General features: G+C 39.0%; 13 protein-coding genes. 10 read left to right on the top strand and 3 right to left on the bottom strand.

Annotated elements, in window-relative coordinates:
• Nucleotides 1–29: 29 nt before the first annotated feature.
• Both yihX and typA read right to left on the bottom strand, forming a co-directional pair.
• Nucleotides 30–647, bottom strand: coding sequence for a glucose-1-phosphatase (gene yihX, locus BM329_RS06310; RefSeq protein ID WP_092550453.1), 618 nt, complete (start codon nucleotides 645–647; stop codon nucleotides 30–32).
• 275 nt (nucleotides 648–922) lie between these two features.
• Nucleotides 923–2,746 (bottom strand): ribosome-dependent GTPase TypA, encoded by a 1,824-nt coding sequence (typA, locus tag BM329_RS06305; RefSeq protein WP_092550450.1) that lies wholly within the window; start codon nucleotides 2,744–2,746, stop codon nucleotides 923–925.
• An 811-nt stretch (nucleotides 2,747–3,557) separates the two neighbouring features.
• Between typA and BM329_RS06300 the strand changes: the two genes are divergently transcribed.
• The 10 genes from BM329_RS06300 (at nucleotide 3,558) to glnG (ending at nucleotide 23,784) form a co-directional block, all read left to right on the top strand.
• Nucleotides 3,558–8,843 (top strand): inverse autotransporter beta domain-containing protein, encoded by a 5,286-nt coding sequence (locus BM329_RS06300; protein ID WP_092550447.1) that lies wholly within the window; start codon nucleotides 3,558–3,560, stop codon nucleotides 8,841–8,843.
• A gap of 94 nt (nucleotides 8,844–8,937) precedes the next feature.
• On the top strand, nucleotides 8,938–9,822 hold the full coding sequence (locus BM329_RS06295; protein WP_092550444.1) for an IS982 family transposase: 885 nt from the start codon (nucleotides 8,938–8,940) through the stop codon (nucleotides 9,820–9,822).
• Between the two features lie 467 nt (nucleotides 9,823–10,289).
• Nucleotides 10,290–11,918: a hypothetical protein gene (locus BM329_RS06290; RefSeq protein ID WP_092550441.1), complete on the top strand. Its 1,629-nt coding sequence runs from the start codon at nucleotides 10,290–10,292 to the stop codon at nucleotides 11,916–11,918.
• Nucleotides 11,919–11,986: 68 nt separating this feature from the next.
• Nucleotides 11,987–13,588, top strand: a complete 1,602-nt coding sequence (locus tag BM329_RS06285; RefSeq protein ID WP_092550438.1) for a hypothetical protein — start codon at nucleotides 11,987–11,989, stop codon at nucleotides 13,586–13,588.
• Nucleotides 13,589–14,081: 493 nt separating this feature from the next.
• Nucleotides 14,082–15,308: a hypothetical protein gene (locus tag BM329_RS06280; RefSeq protein ID WP_143101214.1), complete on the top strand. Its 1,227-nt coding sequence runs from the start codon at nucleotides 14,082–14,084 to the stop codon at nucleotides 15,306–15,308.
• Between the two features lie 207 nt (nucleotides 15,309–15,515).
• Entirely contained in the window at nucleotides 15,516–17,105 is a 1,590-nt protein-coding gene (locus BM329_RS06275; protein WP_092550432.1) for a hypothetical protein, read from the top strand.
• 214 nt (nucleotides 17,106–17,319) lie between these two features.
• Nucleotides 17,320–19,242, top strand: coding sequence for an RCC1 domain-containing protein (locus BM329_RS06270; RefSeq protein ID WP_092550429.1), 1,923 nt, complete (start codon nucleotides 17,320–17,322; stop codon nucleotides 19,240–19,242).
• 407 nt (nucleotides 19,243–19,649) lie between these two features.
• Nucleotides 19,650–21,059, top strand: a complete 1,410-nt coding sequence (gene glnA, locus BM329_RS06265; protein WP_092550426.1) for a glutamate--ammonia ligase — start codon at nucleotides 19,650–19,652, stop codon at nucleotides 21,057–21,059.
• A gap of 217 nt (nucleotides 21,060–21,276) precedes the next feature.
• Complete coding sequence (gene glnL / locus BM329_RS06260; protein WP_092550423.1) at nucleotides 21,277–22,326, top strand: nitrogen regulation protein NR(II); 1,050 nt, start codon at nucleotides 21,277–21,279, stop codon at nucleotides 22,324–22,326.
• Between the two features lie 33 nt (nucleotides 22,327–22,359).
• Complete coding sequence (gene glnG / locus BM329_RS06255; protein WP_092550420.1) at nucleotides 22,360–23,784, top strand: nitrogen regulation protein NR(I); 1,425 nt, start codon at nucleotides 22,360–22,362, stop codon at nucleotides 23,782–23,784.
• Between the two features lie 277 nt (nucleotides 23,785–24,061).
• Here glnG and yihI read toward each other — a convergent pair whose 3' ends face one another.
• Nucleotides 24,062–24,595 (bottom strand): Der GTPase-activating protein YihI, encoded by a 534-nt coding sequence (gene yihI, locus BM329_RS06250; protein WP_092550417.1) that lies wholly within the window; start codon nucleotides 24,593–24,595, stop codon nucleotides 24,062–24,064.
• Nucleotides 24,596–24,653: the final 58 nt, after the last annotated feature.

The raw sequence follows: 24,653 nt of genomic DNA, 5'->3' as shown, positions 1-24,653 counted from the left end.
AAAATATTTTCCGCTGATTGCGGAAGATATTAATTTTTTGCGGGAAGTGAGAAATCATGTGTCTTGAAATAATCAGGAATGTCATTCCTGCCAGCCACATGAATTGCATTGATACCTGATTGTATTGCTGCTTCGACATGCTCTAAAACATCATCAAAAAATATGGCCCGATCCGCCGTTACACCTTCCGCCTCAAGTACATGTTTAAAAATGTCAGGTTCCGGTTTACGCATTCCCAGCTCTTGAGATAAATAAAGCAAATCGGCTGATGCTGCAATCTCAGGATAATGCACAGACAAGTAATCAAAGTGCAGGTGGTTAGTATTTGATAACACAACTACGCGATGCCCTTGTGTGCGTAATTTATTCATGAGTTCAATAATTTCTTGTCTGATACCAATAAAAACCGCATTCCAGCCTTCAGCAAATTGTTCAAAACTGAGTGAAATCTCCATTTCGTCACACACCATTTCTGCAAATTCATTGTCACTGACTTGTCCGCACTCATGTTTTCCGAAGATATCATTCAATGAAAATTTCGCGGTCAATGTTGCCAGTGGAGTTCCACTCAAATTACTCCAAACAGCCAGAACCCTTTTAAAATCAATATCAATAATCACATTACCCATATCGAAAATATACAGCATAATTCCTCCTGACTGATGTTAATCGTTTGGTACTTTTATCATATTTTTGTTCATAAAAAAGGATAAGAGACAAAAAAACAAACAAGCCACGCATTTAATGAACAGGTGTTGAATTTGATGAATGGTGATTAGAGTTATAACTAACTGTATTAACAGACAATCAGGAATAGATGAGCAGGGTAAAAATGATAAGAGATAATAGCTTAAAACTCAGGGTGCCGAAGCACCCTAAGCTATGCGTATCAATCTGTCACATGCAATGTACCAAAAAGTAATTAAACTTCTTTGCTACGACTTGCGCGACGACGATCGTTTTCAGTCAAATGACGCTTACGCAGGCGAATTGACTGTGGAGTCACTTCAACCAGTTCGTCGTCATCGATAAACTCCAGCGCTTGTTCCAGTGTTTTCTTGATATGCGGAGACAAGGTTGTCGCTTCATCCGTTCCTGATGCCCGTACGTTAGTCAGCTTCTTACCGGTCAGACAGTTAACCGTCAGATCATTAGAACGCGAGTGAATACCGATGATTTGGCCTTCATACACTTCAGTACCGTGACCAAGAAACAACTTACCACGTTCTTGCAGACCATACAGCGCGTAAGCAACCGCTTTACCCTGTCCGTTAGAAATCAGTACACCATTCAGACGACGACCAATCTCACCCGGACGGATATCATCATAGTGGCTGAATGTCGCGTACAGCAGACCCGTACCGGAAGTCATAGTCATGAATTCAGTACGGAAACCGATCAGACCACGGCTGGGGATAACGTAATCAAGACGAACACGACCTTTACCATCTGGCAGCATGTCACGCATTTCACCTTTACGCTCACCCAGCCCCTGCATCACATCACCCTGATGCTGCTCTTCGATATCCAGAGTTACCTGCTCGAAAGGTTCCTGCTTACGGCCATCAATTTCACGGAAAATAACTTTTGGACGAGAAACGCCCAGCTCAAAGCCTTCACGACGCATGTTCTCAATCAGAACAGACAGGTGCAATTCACCACGACCTGATACACGGAATGCATCCGGGTCTTCAGTTTCTTCAACACGCAATGCAACGTTGTGAACCAGCTCTTTTTTCAGACGATCCAGAATCTGGCGAGAAGTGACATGCTTACCTTCACGACCACAGAACGGGGAAGTATTTACGCAGAAATACATGCTCACGGTAGGCTCATCAACCGCCAGTGCCGGCAACGCTTCAACCGCATTGACTTCACACAGGGTATCGGAGATGTTCAGATCGCCCAGACCAGTGATCGCAATGATATCGCCCGCTTCAGCTTGTTCAGATTCAATACGATCCAGACCCAAATGGCTGAAAACCTTACCAACTTTACCGTTACGTGTTTTACCTTCACTATCGATAAGAGTGATGTTCTGGTTTGGTTTTACTTTACCGCGCTTGATGCGGCCAATACCGATAACGCCAACATAGTTGTTGTAATCCAGCTGAGAAATTTGCATCTGGAATGGGCCATCAAGGTCAACCTTAGGTGGCTCAACATGTTCAATGATTGCCTGATACAACGGAGTCATATCTTCAGCCATATCAGTGTGGTCATTACCTGCAATACCCATCAGCGCTGAAGCATAGATGATTGGGAAATCCAGTTGCTCATCAGTTGCACCGAGGTTTACGAACAGGTCGAATACCTGATCAACAACCCAATCCGGACGGGCACCAGGACGGTCAACCTTGTTGATAACCACGATAGGTTTCAGACCGTGGGCAAACGCTTTCTGGGTAACGAAACGGGTCTGTGGCATTGGGCCATCCATCGCATCAACCAGCAGCAGAACACTGTCTACCATCGACATAACACGCTCAACCTCACCACCAAAGTCGGCGTGGCCCGGGGTGTCTACGATATTGATACGATAATCATTCCATTTTATGGCGGTGTTTTTCGCAAGAATAGTGATACCACGTTCTTTTTCTAGATCATTGGAATCCATCACACGCTCAGTTGTTGCAGCGCGCTCACCGAAAGTACCGGACTGTTGCAGGAGTTTATCAACCAGCGTGGTTTTGCCATGGTCGACGTGAGCGATGATGGCGATATTTCTTAAATTATTAATTGACAAGTATTTTTACCGTTTTAGCTATTTGATGGATTATTAGATGGATACAACATGGCAGAACACTGCCACATTCGTCTAACACAAATATGCTGCTATTTTACACGTTATGACAACATAGTGAAATAAATGTGAGATATATCACCTTAGATAAGTTGGCTATGCCCTTCTTTTCACGCTACTCACGCTACAGCTTTGTTAGTGACACACGCTTTCTCAACCACATGGTCATCCATATATACACTTCGTCTTTCAAGCTGCCTCTTTGTTGGCTGCGCTCGCTCACCCCGGTCACATAGTTATCTATGCTCCCGGGGATTTGCTCTCTTGCCGTCGCGATGCAACTTGAAATCCATTGTGTATAGGATTTTTTCCTTTATTATTATTGTACTGTAATTTGACTTGAAATCGATGAATTATCTTAATAAAGATGAATTTGTTAGTTAAGCCTGCCTAATAAAAAGAAAAATATAAACCCTCTGATTACCGACAATATACAAGCTGTTTTTTTAGTTTTTTACTATCTTAGTTTTTATCTATCTTGATAACTAATTAAAATTAATTCAATAAGTTAAATACTGCCGAAAGAAATACACGATAAAGTGACAGGAACGATCATAGAGCGTGAATGTTTTCATTTATAGGGAAACTAACTATTTGATGCGTGACTGAATAACTATTGGTTATCAGCCGATAACTATTTTTCATAATAAAAACAACAATACATTCTAATATGTGAAATTAGGAAAGTCTCTTTTTCTTGATAAACATCAAAGAAAAAACAGTCAACGAATAAAATATCTTGAGGTACTTTTATATGTCATCATATATAAGTAAAATTATTGTTTATTTCATTGCTTTTTATACATTATTGATTCCGTCTACAATAACAACCGCTCTTGCGGAGAGTAATTTAACGGATAATGATATCTATTCACAGAAAATAAACACAGAAAATAATATAAATATTCCAGTAAGTGAGTTAAGTAATAAATTATTAATTTCGAACACGTATAAAGAAGCCAATGAAGCCAATGAAGCCAATATAGAAAAAAACAGTGACACCTCAAATTCTGACACACCAAATATTATCGCGAGAAATATTCACGCAGTCAGCAATATTCTTGCTTCGTCGCCTAAAGAGTTAACCGAACAAGCCAAATCCTACGCGTTGAGCAAACTTAACAGCACCGTTACCTCCGAAGTACAAAAATGGTTATCGCAATTTGGTACGACCAGAATTAATTTTGGGCTGGATAAAAAAGGGACTTTAGAGAATACCTCTCTCGATCTGTTGCTCCCCATTTACGACAATAAGGCCGATTGGTTATTCTTTTCTCAATTTGGCTACCGTAACAAAGACAGCAGGAATACCGTTAACGTGGGTTTGGGTGGCCGTTATTTTTACCAAAACTGGATGTATGGCCTGAATACCTTTTATGACCATGATCTGACGGGTAAAAACCAACGTTTGGGGATGGGAGGAGAAATCTGGGGAGACTATATTAAGCTCTCCGCCAATGCGTATTACGGCTTAAGTGATTGGAAAAAATCCCAACATTTGCACGATTATCATGAACGTCCTGCCAACGGTTATGACATTAATGGCGAATTTTTCCTGCCGGCTTATCCCAATCTGGGCGCCAAACTAGCCTATGAGCAATACTTCGGTGATAACGTTACTTTATTCAACCGTGATACCAAACAGAAAAACCCCAGCCGGGCGACGTTAGGCCTGAATTATACCCCTATCCCGCTCTTTACAATGGGAGTTGATTATAAACAGGGGGAAAGCGGACATACTGAAACCCAATTCCTGGCGAATTTAAATTATAAACTGGGTGTTCCACTTCATGTGCAGTTATCGCCAGACAGTGTGGCTTCCATGCGGACATTGGCGGGCAGCCGTTATGATTTGGTGGAAAGAAATAACCAAATCATCCTTGATCACCAAAAGCGCTCCATTTTACAATTTTCTTTGCCGGAAGTGATGACGGGATACAGCCATGAAGAACAGGTTGCTACCGTGACTAACAATCCCAGCGATAAAGTGGAGTGGCTGCAAAATAACGACTTTATCAAAAATGGCGGCAAAATCTCACTGAATGCCGGCAATAAAATGACCATTACCTTTCCTGAATACCAATTGAATACAGGGGGAATTAATACTTATCCGCTGAATTTTACCGTATCAGAAAGTAGCAATTTGCAACAGACTCATCATGCCTCCATGCAAGTGATTGTCAGGCCATTTTTGATAAAAGAAAAAGAAGTTCAACCTGACGGAGGCGTCATTGCCGACGGTAAAACTCCCTATATTTTCACCCCCGTCATGACTTACGACACAGTTAATCATATCCCGTTGCCGAAGGATGTCCCGTTAAACCATATTAAATGGACAACTGAACCGCCGATTGGTGAAGAATCAGGGCTGAGTTGGGGTAAACCGGAACCAACCTCGACAACCAACGAAAAAGGGCAATTACAAGCCGCATTAGTGAGTAGTAAACCGCAGAAAGAGGTGAACGTATTCCTGCAAATGGATGGTATGGCGAAAACCCAAGTCGGCACCGTGAGTTTTGATGATGATCCTGCGGGGTATCATATTAAGGGTGAGTTAACGGTGAATAAAAAAAGCCCTCTGATAGCCAATGGTCATGACGACTATACCTTCATCGGCACTGTCTTTGATGCGCAGAATAATCCTGTGAAGAAAACGAAAATTTCTCAGGTGAAATGGTTTATTAAACAAAACGGCACAGATGAGAGCCAGAACCAAAATCTTATTTTTAAGCCTCTGGGTGATACAACAAATGAATCAGGAGAATTAACGGCAACGCTCGCCAGCCATAAAGAGATAAAAGATTTACAGGTTTCACTTTCCATTAAAGATGACGCACCCACCATTAAAGCCCCCTATCCCGTTTCCTTTATTGCGGATATTGCCGGTTACCGTGTTAAGGATATCACCGTCACCCCAACCGGGACATTAACGGCTGACGGTCGCAGCCAATTCCATTACACGGCCACGATTGTGGATATCAATAATAACCATCGGGCCGTGACCGATGCAGAAATCAAAAATGCGGCATGGAGTACTAATCAGAAAGAGGATAACGGGCTGATTCTTGTGCCTATCAAAGAAGGAGATATCTTCAAAACAGATGGTAGCGGGCAATTAAAAGCAACGTTGGCAAGCAAAACGTTTATCGGCGATGTTCGGGTTTCACTCACTATTGAAAAGCAACCTCCCTTTAATACAGAACAGGTTTCCTTTACTGCAGATCCCTCAAAGTACAAGATAAAAGAGCTTATTGTCGATCCACAAAAGCCCATGACTGCTAATGGACTCGATACATTTACCTATACCGCAGTGGTTTTGGATGGTGATGGCAATGTGTTAAAGAATAAAGAAATTAACCAAGTAAAATGGAAAATCACATCCAATGGTAAGGATATGAGTGGCGATAAGCAGCTGGTTTTTCATCCCCAAACCGGAACCGTCAAAACAGATAAAGATGGAAAACTAACCGCACAGTTAGCGAGTCACGAACCCAGAGAAAATTTACTGGTTTCGCTCTCCATTGAAAACCACAAGAATGTTGATGCAAACCAGCTGGTTTCCTTCATTATAGATTCCTCAACTATCCGTATTAAAGGAGGAAAGCTGGATATGGAGCCTGGCAGTCCTTTACCCGCCAATGGTGAGGCTTCCTATACCTTTACAGCGACTGTCATCGATAGTATTGATAACAAGCCTCTTGGGAACCAGGACATTAAAAATGTGAAGTGGCACATCATGCAAAATGAAACTAAAGATGTCACGGATAATCATAAATTTACTTTTAGTAAACCTAGTGCACCGGATGACAAAGCAACAACAAAAGACGATGGAACATTACAAGCAACATTAAAAAGTACAGAGGCCTTGGATGGACTCACGGTACAACTTTCATTTGAAAATCAAATTAAGGCCAAATCACCTGCCTTTGCCTTTATTCCGGATCCCAAAACTTATCAGGTTAAGAAAATAGATATCTCTCCAGATAACCCCTTACCTTTAACAGCAACCGCTGACAGTAACCCAAAATTCACCTATAAGGCAGTGATTAAAGATGCCAACGACAATTTAGTCAAGGATACGGAACTTAGTAATGTGGAGTGGAAAATCACACAACATGGTCAAGATGTGAGTCATGATAATAGGTTGATTTTTAATCCCCAACACGGTTCGGTCAAAACAGGTAACGATGGTCAATTAACGGCACAGTTGGCAGCTCACAAGCCTATAAAAGATTTACTGGCTTCGCTCGCTATTGAGAAAAAACAACCCGTTGAGATAGATCAAAAATATGCCGTATCTTTTGAACCAGAAAAAATATCTGCGATAACTGTTGATCCTCCCAGCCCGATACTCGTGAATGAAATATATACTCTTTCAGTCAAAGTCAGTGATGCGACTGGTCAACCAGAGATAGGTAAAACCGTCAACTGGACAATAAAAGCGCCTAATCAGAATGCGATAAAAACTAATCCAACAAGTACAACAAATGGTCAGGGAGGAGCGACCACAACATTAACAAGCTCTCAGGCTCAGACGGTTACCGTAACAGCTTCTGTAGATGGAATAAAATCCCAACCTGTAGAAGTTGAATTCAAATGGCCGACCGTTAAGGAAATAAAATTAAATCCACCGAATGGCACAGTTCTTCCTGGTGGAGAGTATGATTTCACGGCGAAAATAGTCGGTGATGATGGTAAAAGCGACTATAGCGGCTCAGGATTTAAATTTAAGTGGGAAATCACTAAACCGACTGATCCAACAGCGGCAGGGCTTTCTTTGACCCCCGCTGAAGCAGATTCAGTCTCTGGCGGGGAATTAAAATCGACATTGAAAAGCGACGCGGGTAAACCTGCGGTTCAAGGTATCGAAGTTTGTTTAAATGTTGTTGGTGCACCTGCGGCTGGTGACCCTTCATCGCCAGGGAACTGTGCAACCCCAGTAAACTTTAAAGCTCCATTTGTCCCCTTTGAGATTCAAAATGTCGAAGTCTACGGTGTTGATAATAATGGTACCGAAGGCCCTTTTAATCCCTCACAAAAACTACTTGGTAATGGGGAAGGTAAATATCTATACAGAGCGAAAATTATTAACAAAAATACAGGCTCAGCCCTAATTCATCATTCATTCAGTGAAGTAAAGTGGAGCCATGATCATAACCAGATTGACACTAATGAACTTCCGGTACCTGAACCCAAGCTCAAAGATGGTTTATTTGAAACAGATGACAAAGGATATCTATATGCAACACTTAAGAGTCTTGTAGGCGTTAATGATGTGAAAGTTACCTTGACAATCCATACAACAGAAGAAGGAGATGTCACTGCTGAAACAAATACTAATAACTTAGTGAGTTTTGCACCTGTCTTACAACAAGCAGTAATGTATGCCTATAATATAAATAATGAAAGTCTAGGGAATAAAATATTTCACTCACCACATCCTTATAACTACTTTCTAACTTTAGTCGCAAAATTAAGGTCAGAAAAAAAACCAAATGAGGATTTATATACACCAGGACTCACTTATAAATTTATACCTATAAACGATCAAACTCCCATGAATATGGTTAGTTTAGGTGTAAATAATAAAGGCCCTATATCTTTTAATTCAAACGGCACAGGAATAATACAAGCATTTGTTAATAATTTAAATGGAGTCATTGAATTATACGAATACAAATTAACGACTGGAAGACCTATAATTTACGATAGATTTCCAAGAATAGGACCCTACTATTCGGCTGATGAATATAACTTGACATGTGAAAATCTTAATTTAGACCCTCGCCTATCTTATTCCGTAAGAGATTTTAAATCCAACCAGAGTAAAACCGCAGTGCATGATGAATTTAAAAACCTCTATAATTGGGGTTTATTTGGGGATGATGATGAAGTATCAAAGGATAACTTGAAAATTAAGCTTCATCCTGATGGTGACGGTCAAGCTGGTTTTGTAATATATAACTCACTTACAGATACAGTTGATAATTCACCTTCTGCAAAAGGGCTATTAGTATGCAGTAATATGTCTCCTCATTAATTAACCTGAATTCTGGATAAGGAATTGACGAAGTGCCTGTTCCAAGAGCAAAGTTTTGGTGCACACCAAAAACCGCTCTGGGGAGGAACAGGCAATGAATAAATTAGTTGAAATTTTCTGCGATGTCGATGACTTTTGTCGTTTTTTCATTCCTCAATGGGCGCGATTTTGTCTCGACAGCGGGTATCGCCTGCGGCTCAGGCAAGGTCACATGTATCACAGTGAAATTATGACTATTTTGATCCTCTTTCACATGTCGCATTACCGTAATTTTAAACATTTTTATCTGGATCATATTTGGAAATATCATCATGACGATTTTCCAACCTTGCTCAGTTATACCCGTTTTGTTAGTGTCGCGCCTTCCGTCTTGGTTCCCTTGTGCAGTTATCTGACTCAATTAAAAGGAAAACCCACGGGAATTGCTTTTATTGATTCCACGAGTTTACGCGTGTGTCATAACATCCGTATCCCCCAGCATAAGGTATTTGAGAGGGTAGCACAGCGAGGAAAAACCTCAATGGGCTGGTTTTACGGTTTCAAATTACACTTGATTGTTAACCATCAGGGTGAAATTTTGGTACTCAAAGTCACCGCCGGTAATGTGGATGATCGGGAACCTGTCCGCGAATTAGTAAAAGAATTAACGGGTTCTCTTTATGGTGACAAAGGCTATCTTAGCCGGGAACTGGCGGACGATTTAGCGCGAACGGGTGTCACTTTCATCACGAAAAAACGCCGTAACATGAAAGCGAAGGCGCAGGAAGAGTGGGATAGGGTGATGTTATTAAAGCGTTTTATCATTGAAACCATTAATGGTCAATTAAAAGAAATTTCTCAAATAGAGCATTCTCGCCACCGAAGTATAACAGGATTTCTGTTGACCGTTTTAGGCGGTGTGATTGCCTACTGCCTAAAATGGAAGAAACCATCACTGAAAATTTTCTACTCAGAAGAAGATGTTCCAGTGACGGTTTAAACGAAATTCGGGTTATTTATTGATCTGACTCTATTATTTTAAATGGTTATTATTTTGATAAAAATTTATCTAGATAGAATAAAAAAACCCATTGAAGCAACCTGTTTACTCACCTATGAACACTTGAATTAAATATTAACTTATTTATTTGGTTTAGTAAAAAACCAATGTAAAATTATCTAATTATTATTGATTTATTAGATAAATATTTATTATTTTCAATAAGCATACTTGATAATTACTTTTACATAATATTTTATTATGTGATTACTATTTTTCATTACCTTTCTTCGTTCAAAAACATTATCGTATAAATACAAATCAACTCTTATTAAAAACTTAAAGGAACACGAAATATATAATTTAATGAAATTACAATCACCTTGCTTTAATAAAGCCTATAAATAATTTATGCCAATCTACTTATAAAAAAATCAGGCACTTTACATATGAGGTTATAAATAATCATGGTAGATCACAAACCACCGACAACAGATAAACCAACCGTAGAATATTCTTTAAATCTAAAGGGGGATTTAATAATAGGTCAAGAATTTCCACTGACTATTAAAGTAACTAAACAAGATCCAATAGTTGATTTTGCATATATTACAATTGATGCTGTATCAAGCAACCTTACTATCTTAAACCCAGAAAAAACTAAGTTCGGACAATCTATTCATATACCTTTATCATCTGGTAATGACCAAAAAACATCTGCTGAAACTACTATTTTATTTCGGGTTAGCCAAAGCACAAAATATGATGAAGACATTACATTTACACTTAGTTCAAATATTACTAATTATCAATCTGTTACATATAAACGCAAAGCCAAAGATATTGATCCAACTTCATTAAAACTCATAGTTGATAATACGTATTTGCAGTCACCTTACCCTGACTCTATTCACGTTGCTACAACAACTGATGCTACTACTAAAGTTCATGGAATCATAACTGACAATACAAATAAATCTCCGTTATCTGATATACCAATATTTATAACATCAACGCAACCAGGCCAGCTAAAAATTTTTTCTTATTCTAATGACTCTGCAGGCTCTTCGACAATTCCCATTAATTTATTTAATGGTAGAGAGGGGTTAACAATAAAAACACTCCAAAATGGGGAAATAGATTTTTATGTTCATGCACAAGTATCATTATCAGGGAAAGTACAGCTACTTGCTTCAATTGTTGGCATTTTTACTCAAGGATATGCTCATCCCATTTATGCCATTTATGGCGGCCCTCCTTCTGATGACACTCACTCTACATGGGCACCAGGCATTTCTGGTTATGATCCTATCGGGAGTTTGACTTCTGATGATGGAGAAACAGATTTTCTCGTTACAATATATCCATATAGCAACCCTCTTCCAGGTGATACCGTATTCTTTCTTGTTGCGACAGGCAAAGGTCAACCACAATATTCAGGCCAAAATAGAACTATTAACAATCCCAAAACTGAATTAGGTATTCCTAATTTTTATGTACCTTATCAAATATTTACCTATGGAGTTGAATCTCAATTTTCTTATGTCATCGTTAGAACAACAGGAGACTCAATAACCTCTGTTTCCCTGCCACTCACTTATATGGGGGGAACACCCTATAGCCCTGGCGATAGTGTTTCGAGGACTTATCAACGCTGTATTGTTTATACAAGCCTAGGGATTTCTCAGGGTAAAGTTATAGACAACGACGGTATAGTTAACTTAGATGCTATAATTAATTATCCGGGTAATAAAAATGATGGATTGTTTATTCAGATCTTAGGCACTAAAAATCCTAGTGTTGATAAAGATCAAGTACCAATAGGTACGCAAGTAACCTTAACTTCATATATTAACTCATCGAATGTCAATGGAAAGAAACCATATAGTGGTACTATAAAAGAATACTCTGATGGTATTTATGGTGTGATTAATATTCGTAAAAAAGATCTCTATGATGTTGAACCATATGATAGAAGACTAGGAACTATTCAATTAACTTATGAATTCACATCTAACGGAAAAAAATCATATAGTAAAATTTGGTCAGCAGAAATTGGAACTGTTCCAGCAAATAATCCTAACAATGGTAATTAATATATTCAGATTATCACTTAAGCGATAACCCTGAATACCCATATTATATTAATAAAAATGAGGCTAACATGTCTAAAGAAAACATACCAAATATAAAATATTCTTTAAAAAAAGTTGGTGATTTAATAATAGGCCAATCATTTCCTCTTATTATTACTGTAACTACAAAAGATCCGATAGTTAAAGGCGCATATATTTCAATTGAAAATATATCAAAAAATATTAGCATTTCAAACCAAGAACAAAATCAAATAGATACATCTATTCATATCCCTTTTAAAGTACAACAGGATGGGTTATTTGCTGAAGTCACTATTATATTTTTCATTAACAAAAACACACAATATGGTGAAAATATTACATTTAATATTAATTCAAATATTGACAGTTTCGAGGTTCGAAACTACAAACGAACAGCTAAAGATATTAATCCAAATTCCTTAAAACTCATAGTTGACAATACGTATTTAAAATCACCCTATCCTAATCCAGATCATATTGCTTCGATAACTGATGACACCACTAAAGTACATGCAACTATCACGGATGAAACAAATAAATTACCGTTGTCTGATGTGCCAATATTTATATTTTCAATGCAACAAAGCCAAATAAAACTATTTTTTTATTCTTATGATAGTAAAGGAAAAATACCATTTCCTATTATTTCATTTGAGCATCGAAAAGGGTTTACTATGAATTCAGATTCAACTACTGGGAAAATCTCTTTTTATGTCCATGCGTTAGAATCATTATCAGGAAGAATACAGTTAGTTAATTATATTTCTGGCATTTTTGTTCAAGGATATGCTCCCCCAATTTATGCTATTTATGGCGGCCCTCCTTCTGACTCCACTCATTATACATCAGCACCATATATTTCAGGCTATTCCCCTCCCGGGTATTTTATTTCTAATGATGGAGAGACAGATTTTCTCGTTACAATATATCCCTATTACAAAGCACTTCCAGGCGATATGGTATTCTTTTTTGTTGCGACAGAAAAAGGTCAACCACAATATTCAGGCCAGAACAAAGTGATTCAAAATCCCCAACAAGAATTAGGAATTCCTAATTTCAATGTACCTTATCAAATATTTACTTATGGGATTGAATCTCAATTTTCTTATGTTATTGTTAGAATATCAGGAGATTCACTAACTTCAGCCCCCCTGCCACTCACTTATATGGGGGGAACACCCTATAGCCCTGACGATAATGTTCCAAGGGATCATCAAACCTGTATTGTTTATACAAGTCTCGGTATTCCGGGAAATCAGATAATAGACAATAATAGTCTAGTGAACTTAACTTCTATAGAATATTATCCTGGTAGCCCAGGAGATGGGTTATATATTCAAATTTTAGGAACTGATAACCCTAGTACAGATAAAGATAAGGTACCCGTAGGTACTCAAGTAACATTAACTGCTTACATTAACTCAAAAAATATTAATAGGATAAAATCATACGATCCTGTTGAAGTTAAGCTACAAAACGATAATAAAATATATGCGCTAATTAATATTCCTAAAGTAGATCTCTATAATATTAAACCAATCGATGATTGGACTGATGGAAATATCTCGCTTACATACGAGTTTAAACATAATGGAAAGAATTTTTATAGTAAGATTTGGTCAGCAAAAATTGAAACCATCCCTAGATAATGATCTTGGTAATTAGTCAATATAATATTATATGTTATTGATTTTTATATTCATAATAATATTTACATTATCAGACATTTTAGAAAAATTTAATTTTCATTCACCCTATAAAATGTAACATCGCTGATAACTTTTTTTCATTATACAAAAATAAATTATTAATTTAAATTGTGAAAATAAAATTAACATTACAATATTTACAAATTTTTTATTTTAAATATATAAACATATACCCAATGGATTTCAAGATGCAGCGAGGCGGCAAGGGAATGACAAATTCGTCGGGAACGAATTTGCCCAGCCAAAGGCTGACCCCCGGTGAAAGGCAGGAGCCTTTCATTAATCCCCGGGAGCATAGCTAACTATGTGACTGGGGTGAATGAGCGTAGCCAACAAAGCAGCAACTTGAAAGACGAAGGGTATAGATATAATTAACATTATATTTTATATGTCATAATTTATCTTTATCACTCCAAAATAATCGAGGTAATCTATGAATCAGTTTTCTAAAGAACCTATAAACCTAAGTTCATTAATTTTGAATGTTGAGACTCCTTTTTTGTCAGTCCCATCATTCTCTAGCACGTATCCAAAAAATATATATACCAAAGTTTCAACAATAGTGAGAGATATCTATGGAAAACCTTTAGTGGGGAGTAAAATTTTTGTTTCTACGCGTTTAGATGATACTTGGGAACAAGTTATAGTATATGAAAGTAATAATAATACAGAAATTAATATCACATCAGAAAATGGTGAAAAGGGGTTTTTTATTACATCAGCCCCAGGTGGTAATATTGTATTTTTCATACATCCTAATAAATCACGGGGACTTGTCTTCAAATTATTTGCAAAAGTGTTAGGCACTCAAGAAGAAATTCCCGCAAATCATGATATTTACATTGTCAATAAAACATTGGATGAGCTGATAGAAAAATATCCAGAACCCACTATACCTAATCTTTCTGAAATAAATTTGAAATCAGATGGGAAAAGCAAATTTCAAGTTAATGTCAATTATGATAACCCTCAACCCGATGATTCTATTTTATTCTTTGTGAATGACCACTATTCTACACATGCCATTCATATCATAAACAGCAGAGACACAAATGGTTATTTTAGTTTACCCTATGAGATTTTTGATGTCGGTAAATTATCAAATTTTTATTTCGTTGTTATTAATCGGTCAGGAGACATAAGTGATTATAAATCCAGATCATTAACTTTTACTTATCACGGAAACCCACACAATCAACCATGGACTGATGTAGATAGAATATATGACGCCTGCACAGTTTATAATTCCGGAGGTCCTTCACCTGAAAATATTGTTCGACAAAATGATTGGATCACTGACGCTACTATTTCTGGAAACAGCGGAAAATTTGGACAATATGGGGAATATGGATTATTTGTGAAAATAATAGGAGGATTAGATGATTCTACAAATACCTCTCTGGTACCATTTGGCTCCAAGATAACATTAAATTTATATATTAATTCACAAGAGAAAAAAACAACCAAGTATTTTAAAAATAAACAAATGCCAATTGGGACTAATAATACAGCAGAATTAATAATTCCAATTCCTAGTGAATATATAACAAATAATCCAAATGGTTTAATTTACTTAGATTATCAAATTGGTTCTGATAATGATGTTAATGTCTCATATGGAAACATTTGGTTCGCTAAAATAGATACCAAGTCTATATAGTTATCCGAATAAACATCCCATGTCAAGCCATGGGATATTATACACTTCGTCTTTCAAGCTGCCTCTTTGTTGGCTGCGCTCGCTCACCCCGGTCACATAGTTATCTATGCTCCCGGGGATTTGCTCTCTTGCCGTCGCGATGCAACTTGAAATCCATTGGGTATAAATCCCGAGAGATTGAAACATCTATTTTATAAAGGAAATATAATGTCTAATAGCGTATCCATTTCACTTGAACAAAACCCTAATGTTATTATAGGGCAGCAGCTTATATTTACTGTTACACTAAATTCTGATAGACAAATATCAGAAGATACAACTATTACCATAGCAAATAGTATAGGTGTATCACTTATAAGTTCTTCTCTTATAGACATAACAGCTGGTTTATTTACGTTAACAGTATATATTTCATCCAGCCTTAATAGTGGTGATAATATTTCTTTTGACTTAGTTATATCAAATGATACTGATTTTCATTATCCTACAATAAATTGTACAGCCAAAACATTAGATCCAAATTCATTGACAATCTATTTTGACAAAAATTATTTAGATGTTCCAATTGGTCCTAATAGTCCTCCTGGTGAAAATGATGGTAAATCACAAACTAAAGTGATGGCAAGAATCAAAGATAACCAAGGAATATTTTTGCCAAAAGTGTCTGTGTTTATATATACAGGCAACTCCTCAGATATAGAAAAATTGGATTTCTATAAATATGATAATAGTACCAAGATAGAATTATATAAATCTGATAATATGAAAGGAATTTTCTTAAACTCAGATGAAAGTGGTAGAATTATCTTTTATGTATATGCTCAGGAAAAAAACCTACTAACAACTAATTTCTATTCTAGCATTTTTGGTGTCGCCGAAGGAATTGATGCAAACAAATCATTAAATGTTGTTCCTACTAGACCTGATGATCCACATGACCTATTAGACCCTCCATCAATTGAAGGATTTAAGGATGAAGGACAATTAACCACACATGGAGCACAATCATTTTTGGTAAAGATCCCACAGTATAAAAATTCAGAACCTGGTGATGATATAAGTTTCTTTATAAATAATCAGCCTACTATTTACGATTATCCTCTTCAAGATACAAGTAAACTTGGAAATTATTTTATATCATTACCTTATGAGATGTTTGAAAACGAAACTGGTGTATCTTGTCAATTTACTTATAGGGTAACTTCCCAAAGTAGCTGGGTTTTATTTTCAAGGCCTCTGACCTTAACATATACCGGTAAACCATGGCCAGAACCAACTTATTATGATAAATGCGTTGTTTATTCTAGTTTTGGTACCGATAATTCCAGTAATATTATAGATGACTTTGGTAATACAGATTGTGTTGATATCAAAGATAATAATGTTGTTACCTGTAAAACTATATCCAATTATAAAAATAACAACGGTAATGGACTAACAGTTGAAATTACAGGAACTAATGATATAACTGACATAACAAAACCGCCATTGGGAGCAAATATAAGATTAGTAATAACGGTAAATGCAAAGCATAGAAATTTTACGAAGAACATAGACACGCATATGCCTACAAAACCGGGACCAGATGGTACAACAGCAGTTGCGACTATAGGCATTCCATATGACTTATTAACGGGTTGTTCCATGTATAAAAACTGTCATACTGGCTTACTTCAGTTTGATTATTACGTTCTGGACAATATTACTAGCCCTCATGCAACAAGTTGGAAAGGAAGGATTACCACTGCTCTTACAGGCTCTCTAATTGATTGTTCAGAAGTGTATAACGACAACTAAGCTATAATAGCTTAAATTATCTTTTTACTTGACGTTTTACTGATTTATTATCTATATGAATATGCTTTTTAATTTGTGTAAAAAAATTATTTGATCATATTATATTTTTCATTATCAATAAACTTTATCACTCATATTGATAGATTATTTTTATTAGTTTTTAAATTAATTAAACCATATTTCATGTAATAAACCATTATTAGAGGAATAAATTATGAGTGCCTTGTCAGCTCCCATCATTTTACAAGCATCAAATAGAGTATTAGATAAATCTAAAGTAAAAGATTCCGTTAAAATATACGTAAAAAAATATGAGGATATATCAAAAGGGGATACCATTACTTTACATTTCATGAACGATAAACATCCATTTCATATTGATGATGATCCGGATAATTTACCTGACCCGTTTCAAGTTGCTGAATATCCTATAGCACAAATTCCAGATAGCCCTGATGGCTCTCCCTATCAAGTGTTTTATACAGCTGATCATATTTTCCACGGTGGTACCAGACGCTCGGACTCTCTATCTCTCACAGTAATAAGTGGTAATGCTATCCAACCCCCTAAAAAAACAGAAAAACCTTTTATCGTCATGGGTGCACGCTCCATTCTTTACACTTCGGCTAACGGTCTCTTTGGGCCACAGTGCTTGACTGCGTGGGATGAGGAGGGGAATCCCATGTCAGTTATTTGGCAATATAGGGATACTCCAAAAGCCAACGTAAGTTGGCAATATAATGATAAAAATTATAACGCAACTATAAGTGATCATTTCTATGATAATGCACCAGATATACCAATAGTCGTTACTTCTCTTCCCAGTGGGAAATATATGCATATAATAAACCCCATTAATATTTTTGGTAATGGTGGTACAGCAGCCCGTGATAACCCTTTTGAAGAGACTCCTTCAGGTAAACCAGTCGGTGTTCCAGAATCTTTTGCATCTAGTTTCGCCGCATTAACTGATTCTGGAAAACTATACGCCTGGGGAGCAATAGAGAGGGAGCCACGAGTGACAACTGGTGGCCTGACCGACTCGAATGTGAAAAAAGTAGTAGCATCTGGATACGGTTATGGAGCCTTACATAACGATGGAAGCATAACACTCTGGTCTACAACAACGTCGATGCACATGTCACCACCACAACAATCTCAATCTAAAAAATACATTGATCTTACAATGGGCGGTCTGAATGTCCTGGCCATGACAGAGGATGGTAATATTGATATATGGGGCATGGGATTAGAGCAACAGCCGCTATTGAATCTGGGACCTGCTGAAAAGACTATCCTTGTCGGAAATGATGATGCTGTCTTTGGCTTTAATACTGAAACTCAGCATTCAGCATGGCTCAGAATGAATAATGAGGTTCCTAACGGTTGGTTAGAATATTCATATTCAATCATACTAGATCGAGACTACAGTTCCCCTCGTGCAATTGTACCTGCTGGGTGTTATTTCACGTTTATCCATAAGGATGGTACAGCAGAGCTTTTAACATTCGCAGCGCCTATTCCTCCTAAATTTGGTGCTATCTATCCAGTACCCGGAGATTCAGCCATTCAATCAGTTAATCCTTCTGAGTGGAATATCTTAGATGGTACAAGTGAGCTGAATATTATTGAGAACGTGCGAGGTAGATCAATTCTGGGTACTGACAATAAGTTGACGATGACTCTGAATGTACCACCACATCCACCTTTCGACTTCATCAAGACATACGATAATATCACAGATATATCTGGTAATTTCGAATGTGTCATGTTTAGGACACAATCCTATAAAGCCCAGATATCCCATAATTACAATATAAATACACCCCCTAAGTATACGCCACCCAGCGAATATAATGAGAATATTGTTCAGGTAACGTGTACAGCAAATGCATGTGCTGCATTACACAAAAATGGTACAGTAACCGCTTGGGGAGATAGCGATTTTGGTGGTGATTGTACAAATGTCAAAGATCAATTGATAAATGTAAGGGCTATCTACGCGACAGGAAGAGCATTTGCAGCCCTGACAGCGGATAAAAGGGTCGTTACCTGGGGATATGATTCAGGTGGCGGAAATAACAGCGAAGCAAATATCGATAATCAGATTAGCTATTCAACATATATTGCAAATTAATGCACTAATTCTCACTAATATTAGCTGATTATTCAATTTGTTCTTAAATGAATACCGCCTCTTATAGAGATGGTATTCATCATATGTTATTTAGTGAATTCATGGGGTATAGACAAATTACTTATTACCTTCTACCGCACCATTTAAGTGCGCGGCTCGTAGCTAAAAATCACCAATACAGTGCAAAATATTTAGAAACTGTGCCTTTATTCTATTCATTCTCTTATCCGCCAAAAAATCATACTCTGATATTAAAGACTTTTTAAAAGTTGGCACGCTTTTCGCATTAATCTTTGCATGAGTAATTTAGCAAAAATTGACTGTACAGAGATACACAATCGCCCTGGATAAAACAGCAGCTTTCTTGCACAGTTTTATCTGACCGATGCAAACCAGGAGAATTCAGTATGTCCGTTGAACATGTTTTGTCCATAATTGAAGAACATCAGGTGAAGTTTATTGACTTACGTTTTACTGATACCAGAGGTAAAGAACAACATATCACTATCCCTGCCCATCAAGTTGATAACGATTTCTTCGAAGATGGAAAAATGTTTGACGGTTCATCTATAGGTGGCTGGAAAGGTATCAATGAGTCCGATATGGTGTTAATGCCAGACCCGAGCACTGCAATGATGGATCCTTTCTTTAATGATGCCACGCTCATTATACGCTGCGATATTCTGGAACCGGGAACAATGCAAGGTTATGATCGCGATCCCCGTTCTATCGCCAAACGCGCGGAAAATTTCCTGCGTGCGAGCGGCATCGCAGACACCGTTTTATTTGGACCAGAACCCGAATTTTTCCTGTTCGATGATATCCGTTTCGGGAATTCCATCTCTGGTTCTTACTACCATATTGATGATACTGAGGCAGCATGGAACAGCGGCACACGTTATGAAAGCGGTAACAAAGGCCATCGTCCCGGCATAAAAGGTGGCTATTTCCCTGTTCCGCCAGTAGATTCCTCTCAAGACCTACGTTCATCCATGTGTCTGACAATGGAAAAAATGGGTTTGGTGGTTGAAGCACACCATCATGAAGTTGCAACAGCCGGACAAAACGAAGTTGCTACCCGTTTTAATACCATGACCAAAAAAGCAGATGAAACCCAAACTTATAAGTATGTGGTTCATAATGTTGCCCATAAATATGGTAAGACTGCCACATTTATGCCAAAACCATTAGTCGGTGATAACGGTTCTGGGATGCACTGCCATATGTCACTATCCAAAGATGGCACTAACCTGTTTGCAGGTGATAAATACGGTGGTCTGTCTGAGATGGCGCTGTACTATATCGGCGGTATTATCAAACATGCCCGCGCATTGAATGCCTTCACGAATCCAACCACTAACTCTTACAAACGCCTGGTACCCGGCTTTGAAGCTCCGGTTATGCTGGCTTATTCTGCCCGTAACCGCTCTGCTTCTATCCGTATTCCGGTTGTAGCCAGCACTAAAGCCCGCCGTATTGAAGTGCGTTTTCCTGATCCGGCAGCGAATCCTTACCTGGCTTTTTCCGCCCTGCTGATGGCTGGCCTTGATGGCATCATCAATAAAATCCATCCGGGTGATGCAATGGATAAAAACTTGTATGACCTGCCTGCGGAAGAAGCACAAGAAATCCCAACTGTGGCTTCTTCTTTAGAAGAGGCTTTAGCTGCATTGGATGCAGATCGCGAATTCCTGACGCGCAGTGGTGTTTTCACCAATGATGGAATTGATGCTTATCTCAATTTATTACAAGGTGAAATTGAACGCGTCCGTATGGCTCCACATCCTCTGGAGTTTGAACTGTATTACAGTGTGTAATGCTGAATATTGAGCTTGATAATATTATTGTGATTCATTTTTTGTTGCCGTAAAACTTTAGCCCATCTTCGGATGGGTTCTTTTCCGGTGCATATAAGCAGGTTCACATTGTGCGTAATGACTCTTGTTCCGAAGGAGCCAAAATACATTCTTAACAGAAGGCACATCGAGTTATGCCTAAATAGGCTACAATGCACCAAAAAAGTGCAGAGATTGAATGACAATGGTTGATTTGCCCGATGCAGAACAGATTCTCGACTCACAGATAAACAGTGTCTTAGTGCTGGATAATGATTTGATTATCCGTTACACCAATCATTCCGCAATGCAACTTCTGGCACAAAGTTCACGTAAGTTATTCGGCACGCCTCTTCCAATTCTGTTTAGCTATATCTCATTGGATACAGAATTGATGCGTTCTAGTTTGATAAGCGGCCATGGCTTTACCGATAACGAAGTTATGTTGGTGATTAATAATCACTCTCACGTGATGTCGCTCAGTGCCCAACCAATTTCCGAACAGTTTATTCTGCTGGAACTAGCACCTATGGATAGCCAGCGACGTTTAAGCCAAGAGCAGATTCAACAAGCACAGCAGGCAGCTGCGCGGGAATTGGTTCGGGGGCTGGCACATGAAATCAAAAATCCCCTTGGCGGGTTACGAGGAGCCGCACAACTGCTCGCCAAGGCACTGCCAGAACCATATTTGCGGGAATATACTCAAGTGATCATTGAACAGGCTGACAGACTACGTGTTCTTGTTGATAGGTTGCTGGGACCACAGCATCCCGGAACCCAAACCCGACAGAGCATCCATCAGGTGGTCGAGCGTGTTTATCAATTAGTTTCATTGGAAATGCCTGCCAATGTCACGCTGATCAAAGATTATGATCCCAGCCTGCCTGAGTTAGCCCACTATCCTGACCAAATTGAGCAGGTATTACTGAATATTACTCGCAATGCCCTGCAAGCTCTGGGCGAAAAAGCCGGTACGATTACTCTGAGGACAAGAACAGCATTTCAGGTTACCTTACAAAGTGAACGTTACCGTCTGGCTGCCAGAATTGATGTTGAAGACAATGGGCCTGGCATCCCACCCAATATTCAGGACACACTTTTTTACCCCATGATCAGTGGGCATGAAAGTGGAACTGGGCTTGGGTTATCCATCGCCCGTAATCTTATTACTCAGCATGCCGGAAAAATCGAATTCACCAGTTGGCCGGGGCATACGGAATTTTCCATTTACCTGCCTATCAAGAAATGACTGATCAAACTGATCAAAAAGTAGAGGGAGACAATGCAACGAGGTAAAGTCTGGATCGTTGATGATGACAGTTCTATCCGTTGGGTACTTGAACGGGCACTGGGTGGTGCAGGAATGGAATGCACCAGTTTTGAAGATGCTGATGCTGTACTGACTGGACTGTCACAGGGCAGCCCTGAAGTTCTGCTTTCAGATATCCGTATGCCCGGGCTGGATGGGCTGAGCCTACTCAATCAGATCAGACAGAGTCATCCACAACTTCCGGTCATCATTATGACCGCTCATTCTGATTTAGATGCCGCCGTTAGTGCTTATCAACACGGTGCATACGATTATCTGCCAAAACCCTTCGATATTGATGAAACCGTTGCACTGGTTGAGCGGGCACTGAGCCACTATCGCGAACAGCATCAATCTTCCTCCCATCCGCAAGTGGCTGGATCTGTTTCAGACATGATCGGTGAAGCACCAGCCATGCAGGACGTATACCGGATTATCGGTCGCCTCTCCCGTTCTTCTATCAGCGTATTGATTAATGGGGAGTCTGGCACGGGAAAAGAACTGGTCGCTCATGCTCTTCACCGTCATAGCCCACGCGCTTGTGCACCGTTTATTGCCTTGAATATGGCAGCAATTCCAAAAGATTTGATTGAATCTGAGCTGTTTGGTCATGAGAAAGGGGCTTTTACGGGAGCAAACCAGGTTCGTCAAGGGCGTTTTGAACAAGCCAATGGCGGCTCGCTGTTTTTGGATGAAATTGGCGATATGCCGCTGGATATCCAGACTCGCTTACTGCGGGTACTGGCGGAAGGGCAATTCTATCGAGTTGGGGGCTATGCTCCGGTGAAGGTGGATGTTCGTATCATTGCCGCCACTCACCAGAATCTTGAGCAACGGGTTGCAGAAGGCAGATTCCGGGAAGATCTCTACCATCGCCTGAATGTCATTCGTGTTCAGTTACCCCCATTGCGGGACAGAGTGGAAGATATTCCTCGTCTGACGCATCATTTTCTGCAACAAACAGCCAAAGAGTTAGGCGTTGAAGCCAAAGTGCTGCATCCTGCGACTGAAATCGCTTTGATGCGTCTACCGTGGTCAGGAAATGTCCGTCAATTGGAAAACGTCTGCCGTTGGCTGACGGTGATGGCTGCCAGCAAGGAAATACTGGTACAAGATCTTCCCTCGGACCTGATAGGCAATCAATCAACTGAGCAAGCAGGAAGCCTACCTATTTCACACTCAGTTTCCTCTGAAAGCTGGTCTCAACTGTTGGCAGAATGGGCAAAACATGCCTTAAAAGAGGGAAAAACAGATCTTCTCTCCGATGCGTTGCCATTACTGGAGCGGACACTGCTTAATTGTGCACTGGAATATACCAATGGTCATAAACAGGAAGCCGCCCGCTTATTGGGCTGGGGTAGAAATACGATAACGCGGAAATTGAAAGAATTGGAATAGGTTAGAATACAGGCGGAATTTAGCAAAATCCGCCTTGTATGTTTAGCGAGTAACCAGCTTGTTGCAGCCACAGAAATTGCACAGCTTACACCCATCAAAACGCAACTTTTTCATTGAATTGAAATGTCGTGTCATGATGATACTGCGCAATCAACGTTTACGTTGCGATAGCCGCCATAGTTTACCTATTCCCTAATAACCATAATAGATAACATACTAATACTATGGTTATTAGGATGAACCCGCCTTTTACAATCACAATTCATTGAAGCAGGAATTATTTACCCTTCAACAACGACATGATATCTTCCTGCCGCTCCTCTTCTTCGCTGTCATCGCTGTCATCATCTTCTGGATTGATACCCAATTCTTCCATCAGAACGTCAATCCGGTCGAGTGTATTATCAACATAGGCATTGTCTTCCTTAGACAGTTTCTCGCCCTGCTCAAGACGCTCTAACAAATCATCCAGACGCTCGTCATTTTCCAGCATTGCCAGTTCTTCCTGCGGGGACAAACGAAGCTCTTGTTTCTCCTCAACAGGCTTAGTGACTGGTTTCATCGGCGTTTCTTTTTCGCCAATGACCAGAGGAACCGGAACTTTACTGCCAATACGCGGATCTTTTTCCTGATTGCCTGCTGAACGTTTTTTATCTCTGCCATCACCGTTACTACGGCTGCCTGTCTGGTTACCACGGCGTTTTTTCTGGCGTTTACGTTCGCGCCCTTCTGCATCCAGCTCTGCGCGACTTTTTCTTTTTTGCTTGCCAGCGGAAGGCTTCGCTGGTGTTTTTTTCTTTAACGGACTCATCGCTTGTGACTCAACTCGCTTTTATCAAGATATTTTGGCGGAATCTAACAGAAACCAC

This window comes from Xenorhabdus koppenhoeferi (assembly GCF_900116635.1).
Taxonomy (GTDB): domain Bacteria; phylum Pseudomonadota; class Gammaproteobacteria; order Enterobacterales; family Enterobacteriaceae; genus Xenorhabdus; species Xenorhabdus koppenhoeferi.
This window is presented reverse-complemented; position numbering and strand designations above follow the sequence as displayed.

Bases quoted from the DNA above. Each gene is read 5' to 3' on its own strand.
- yihX (WP_092550453.1), bottom strand. From the start codon at position 647: ATGCTGTATATTTTCGATATGGGTAATGTGATTATTGATATTGATTTT.
- BM329_RS06300 (WP_092550447.1), top strand. From the start codon at position 3,558: ATGTCATCATATATAAGTAAAATTATTGTTTATTTCATTGCTTTTTAT.
- BM329_RS06295 (WP_092550444.1), top strand. From the start codon at position 8,938: ATGAATAAATTAGTTGAAATTTTCTGCGATGTCGATGACTTTTGTCGT.
- BM329_RS06290 (WP_092550441.1), top strand. From the start codon at position 10,290: ATGGTAGATCACAAACCACCGACAACAGATAAACCAACCGTAGAATAT.
- BM329_RS06285 (WP_092550438.1), top strand. From the start codon at position 11,987: ATGTCTAAAGAAAACATACCAAATATAAAATATTCTTTAAAAAAAGTT.
- BM329_RS06280 (WP_143101214.1), top strand. From the start codon at position 14,082: ATGAATCAGTTTTCTAAAGAACCTATAAACCTAAGTTCATTAATTTTG.
- BM329_RS06275 (WP_092550432.1), top strand. From the start codon at position 15,516: ATGTCTAATAGCGTATCCATTTCACTTGAACAAAACCCTAATGTTATT.
- BM329_RS06270 (WP_092550429.1), top strand. From the start codon at position 17,320: ATGAGTGCCTTGTCAGCTCCCATCATTTTACAAGCATCAAATAGAGTA.
- glnA (WP_092550426.1), top strand. From the start codon at position 19,650: ATGTCCGTTGAACATGTTTTGTCCATAATTGAAGAACATCAGGTGAAG.
- glnL (WP_092550423.1), top strand. From the start codon at position 21,277: ATGACAATGGTTGATTTGCCCGATGCAGAACAGATTCTCGACTCACAG.
- glnG (WP_092550420.1), top strand. From the start codon at position 22,360: ATGCAACGAGGTAAAGTCTGGATCGTTGATGATGACAGTTCTATCCGT.
- yihI (WP_092550417.1), bottom strand. From the start codon at position 24,595: ATGAGTCCGTTAAAGAAAAAAACACCAGCGAAGCCTTCCGCTGGCAAG.